General features: G+C 69.1%; 2 protein-coding genes and 1 pseudogene. All 3 read right to left on the bottom strand.

Going from position 1 to position 5,031, the window contains the following annotated elements; genetic code table 11:
- Positions 1-2,738: pseudogene (gene hrpA, locus C5O18_RS06475) on the bottom strand (ATP-dependent RNA helicase HrpA); the annotation flags it as partial.
- Positions 2,739-2,978: 240 nt separating this feature from the next.
- Positions 2,979-4,640 carry an AMP-binding protein gene (locus tag C5O18_RS06470; RefSeq protein WP_105192527.1) on the bottom strand — a complete coding sequence of 554 codons (1,662 nt, stop codon included), beginning with the start codon at positions 4,638-4,640 and terminating at the stop codon, positions 2,979-2,981.
- Positions 4,641-4,677: 37 nt separating this feature from the next.
- Positions 4,678-5,031: PDZ domain-containing protein (locus C5O18_RS06465; protein ID WP_146089246.1), on the bottom strand; the 354-nt coding region annotated here is incomplete at its 5' end.

The raw sequence follows: 5,031 nt of genomic DNA, 5'->3' as shown, positions 1-5,031 counted from the left end.
ATGCCGGCCCAGTCCGAGGCGCCCACGCGCACGCCGCGACGCAGCAGCGCCTGGCCCAGCGCGGCAAGCAGGCTCTCCGGCGCCTTGCCGCCAGCGCCCTGCGGCCGGCCCTGCTGCGCACCAGGCATCTGCGGCCCCAGCTCCTGCAGCACCGACGCGACTGTGTCAGGCAGCGGCACCAGCTGGCGCCGCAAGGCCTTGGGCAGGCCACGCAGCAGGGCTTCGACGCGGTCGCCGAGCAGACCGGGCACCAGCCACTCCAGCACCGCCTCCGGCACCTCCTGCACCAGACCCGCCGGCAGCAGCAGGGTCACGCCGTCGGCCTCGTGCCCGGGCTCGAAGTGGTAGCGCAGCGGCAGGTCGTGACCGGCCACGCGCAGGGTATCGGGAAAATCATGCGCGGTGCCGTCATCCGCCGCCTTCGCCAGCACCTGCTCGCGCGACAGGCAGAGATGCCCGGGCTGCTCCTTTTCGACGCGGTGGCGCCAGTCCTCGAAGGTCTTCAGGCTGGCGACATCTTCCGGCACGCGCTCGTCGTAGAAGGCGTAGAGGGTCTCCTCGTCCACCAGCAGGTCACGGCGACGGGTCTTGTCCTCCAGCCGCTCGACCTCGGCGATGAGCTCGCGGTTGTGGCGGAAGAACGCCGCCTTGAGGTCGATGTCTCCGGCGACCAGGGCATCGCGGATGAATATCTCGCGCGCCTCGGCGCGGTTGACCGGCTCGTAGTTGACCTTGCGGCGGGCGTGCAGCACGAGGCCGAACAGCGAGGTCTGCTCGAAGGCCACCACCCGCCCCTGCCTGCGCTCCCAGTGCGGCTCCGAATAGCTGCGCTTGAGCAGGTCGCCGGCCAGCTTCTCGGCCCATTCGGGTTCGATCTTCGCCGCCAGGCGCAGATACACGCGGTGCGTCTCCACCAGCTCGGCGGCCATGATCCACGGCGGCCCCTTGCGCGCCAGCACCGAGCCCGGGAACACCAGCGCCTTCTGGTTGCGCGGCGCCTGGTACTCGCGGTCGTCGCCCTTGTGCGCGATCTGCGACAGCAGGCCGGTGAGCAGCGCGCGGTGCACGGCCTCGTAGGGCGCCGGCTCGCGGTTCATCGGCAGCTTCAGGCCTTCGCACAGCTGCACGAGCTGGCGCCAGGTCTCGCGCCACTCGCGCAGGCGCAGCCAGGACAGGAAGTGCTTGCGCGCGAACTCGCGGCGCTCGCGCTCGGTCAGTTCGCCCTTCTGCGCCGCCAGCACATCCCAGAGATTGACGAAGAACAGGAAGTCGGAATCCGGGTGGCGGAACTGGGCATGGCGCTCGTCCGCCGCCTGCTGCTTGTCGTGCGGGCGATCGCGCGGATCCTGCACAGACAGCGCGGCGACGATCACCAGCACCTCGTGCAAGGCGCCCAGCGGCGCCGCGGCCACGACCATGCGCGCCAGCCTCGGGTCCAGCGGCAGCCGCGCGATCTGCCGGCCCAGCGTGGTGATGCGGCGCTGGCGGTCGACCGCGCCCAACTCCTCGAGCAGGCGGAAGCCGTCGTTGACCAGGCGCGAGTCGGGCGCGTCGAGGAACGGAAAACGCTCCAGATCGCCGAGCCCCAGCACCTGCATCTGCAGGATGACCGCCGCCAGGTTGGTGCGGCGGATTTCGGGGTCGGTGAACTCGGGCCGCGCCAGGTAGTCGGCCTCGCTGTAGAGCCGGATGCAGACCCCGGGCGCGATGCGCCCGCAGCGGCCGGCACGCTGGTTGGCGCTGGCCTGCGACACCGCCTCCACCGGCAGGCGCTGCACCTTGGAGCGGTAGGAGTAGCGGCTGATGCGCGCGAAACCGGGGTCGATGACATAGTGGATGTTGGGCACCGTCAGCGAGGTCTCGGCGACGTTGGTGGCGATCACGATGCGGCGCCCGCTGCCGCGCTCGAACACCTTCTGCTGCTCGGCCACCGACAGACGCGAATACAGCGGCAGGATCTCGGTATGCGGCGGCCCGTACTTGCGCAGAGTATCGGCGAGCAGGCGGATCTCGCGCTCGCTGCTGGAAAACACCAGGATGTCGCCGCGCGCGCTCCGGCCCTGCGCGCGCTCGTGCTGCAGGCATTCCTCCACCGCCTCCACCACGGCACGCGGAATGGCTTCCTCGATCAGCTCGAAGCCTTCGTCCTCGCTGCTCGCCGCCGCCTCCAGGGAAACCGGGCGGTAGCGGGTCTCGACCGGATAGCTGCGGCCCTCGACCACGAACACCGGCGCGCCGGCGAAATGGCGGCTGAAGCGCTCGACATCGATGGTCGCCGAGGTGATGAGCAGCTTCAGGTCGGGCCGCTTCGCCAGCAGCGTGCGCAGGTAGCCGAGCAGGAAGTCGATGTTCAGGCTGCGCTCGTGCGCCTCGTCGATGATGATGGTGTCGTAGGCGCGCAGCAGGCGGTCCTGCCCCAGTTCGGCCAGCAGCACGCCATCGGTCATGAGCTTGAGGTAGGTCTGCGTGGCGGTCTGGTCGCTGAAGCGCACCTTGAAGCCGACACCGGCACCGACCTGGGTCTTCAGCTCCTCGGCGATGCGCGAGGCCACCGCGCGCGCGGCGATGCGGCGCGGCTGGGTGTGGCCGATCATGCCGGTGCGGCCGCGGCCGGCGGCGAGGCAGATCTTCGGCAGCTGCGTGGTCTTGCCGGAGCCGGTCTCGCCGGCCACGATCACCACCTGGTGCGCGCGCACGGCGGCGATCAGCTCGTCGCGCACCGCCAGCACCGGCAGATCGCCGGACCAGTCGATGTCCTGCGGAATGGCGGCGGCACCCGGGTAGGCGCCGGCACTGGCAGCCGCGTCGGGCCTGCGCTCGGTCGTCATCGGTCTTCCTGAAAAGCAGGAGGGCGGCCTCGGCCACCCTCCTTGCACACAGCTTCTTGCCCGGACACGGCGCCCGGACACCTCACCGGCTCGCGGCACACCCGCCTCGCCATCACTGCGACAGCCGGCAGGTGCTGAGCCTGTCCGCCGTCAGGCGTCGCGCAGCTCGCGGCGCAGGATCTTGCCAACGTTGGTCTTCGGCAGGTCCGGGCGGAACACGATGAAGCGCGGCACCTTGTAGCCGGTCAGGTTGGCGCGCAGGTGCGCCATCAGCGCCTCCTCGGTCAGCGCCGGGTCCTTCTTGACCACGAACAGCTTCACCACCTCGCCCGACTTCTCGTCCGGCACGCCCACGGCGGCCGACTCGAGCACGCCCGGGTGTCCGGCGGCGACATCTTCAATCTCGTTCGGATACACGTTGAAGCCGGACACCAGGATCATGTCCTTCTTGCGGTCGACGATGCGCAGGTAGCCATCAGGCTGGATCACCGCCACGTCACCGGTCTTCAGCCAGCCATCGGCGTCGATGGTCTCGGCCGTGGCCTCCGGACGCTGCCAGTAGCCCTTCATGACCTGCGGGCCGCGCACGCACAGCTCGCCGGCTTCGCCCACCGGCAGCTCCTCGCCGTTCTCGTCGACGACCTTGAGCTCGGTCGACGGCACCGGCATGCCGATGGTGCCGAGCTGGATGGCCTTGAGCGGGTTCAGCGACACCACCGGCGAGGTCTCGGTCATGCCGAAGCCTTCGCAGACCTGGCAGCCGGTCAGCTTTTCCCACTCCTCGGCGGGCTTGAGCTGCATGGCCATGCCGCCGGCCACGGTGAGCTTGAGCGACGAGAAGTCGAGCTTGCGGAAGTCCGGGCTGTTGAGCAGCGCCACGAACAGCGTGTTGAGACCGGCGATGGCGGTGAAGCGCCACTGGCCCAGCTCCTTGACGAAGGCCGGGATGTCGCGCGGATTGGTGATCAGCACCGTGTGGCCGCCCAGCTCCATCATGCCCAGGCAGCACACCGTGAAGGCGAAGATGTGGTACAGCGGCAGCGGCGCGATCATGGTTTCCTTGCCGGGCTCGAACGACGAGGTGAGCACGGCGCGGATCTGCAGCAGGTTGGCGGCCAGGTTGGCATGGGTCAGCATGGCGCCCTTGGCAACGCCGGTGGTGCCGCCGGTGTACTGCAGCACGGCGACATCACCCGGCTGCGCCTGGTGCTCGACCGGCGAGCGGCGGCGGCCCTGGCTGAGCGCGCGGGTGAGCGGAATGGCCTGCGGCAGGCTGAACTCCGGCACCATCTTCTTGACGTGGCGGACCACGGTGTTGACCAGCCAGCGCTTGGGCACCGGCAGGATGTCGCCGACCTCGGTCAGGAACAGGTACTCGATGCCGGTCTTGGGCAGCACGGCCTGCACCAGGTTGCCGAAATTGGCCAGCGCCACCAGCGCCTTGACGCCGGCGTCGTTGAACTGGTGCAGCATTTCACGCTCGGTGTAGAGCGGGTTGGTGTTGACCACGATCAGGCCGGCGCGCATGGCGCCGAACACCACCACCGGGTACTGCAGCAGGTTGGGCATCTGCACCGCGATGCGGTCGCCCGGCTTCAGCGTGGTGTGATTCTGGATGTAGGACGCGAAGGCGGCGCTGAGGCGGTGGAGCTCGCCGTAGGTCAGCGTGTGGCCCATGTTGGAGAACGCCGGAGCATCGACGTAGCGGCCGCAGGCGGTGTGGAACACGTCCAGCACCGAGGCGTACTCGGCGGTGTCGATCTGGTACGGCACGTTCTCGGGATATTTGTCTTTCCAGAAATCAGCTTGCATGCGCGGGTCTCCATCCGGTCGTTCTTTTTTTATGCTGTCACTGCAGCGGCCAGCGCTCGGCCGGCAGGCGCGCGGCATCATCGTCGGGCAGTGACAGAACACAGGTATCGAGGGGGGCGGATTCGAGGCGGCACTGACAGGCCAGCCATTCATCCCGGCGGAAAGCATACACGGAGATCAGGTCCCCGACAGCATGCCGGGACAGCCGTTTTTCCCAGTTTGCGGCAGAAATCCGCAGTCCGTCGACCGCGACCACCAAGTCACCGGCCGACAGCCCGCCGGCCTCGGCCGGACCGCCATGCTGGACGAAGCCGAGCAATGCCCCGCCCTCGGCCGCCTGCACGCGCACGCCGAGCCACGGACGTTCGCCCTGCTGCGCCCCGGGACGACC

This window comes from Amnimonas aquatica (genome assembly GCF_002943415.1).
GTDB classification, from domain to species: Bacteria; Pseudomonadota; Gammaproteobacteria; order Pseudomonadales; family Moraxellaceae; genus Perlucidibaca; species Perlucidibaca aquatica_A.
The sequence above is the reverse complement of the archived record's forward strand: the minus strand, read 5'-3'. Positions and strand labels throughout refer to the sequence as shown.

Excerpts from the sequence above, each read along its gene's own strand:
- C5O18_RS06470 (WP_105192527.1), bottom strand. The coding sequence starts at position 4,640 with ATGCAAGCTGATTTCTGGAAAGACAAATATCCCGAGAACGTGCCGTAC.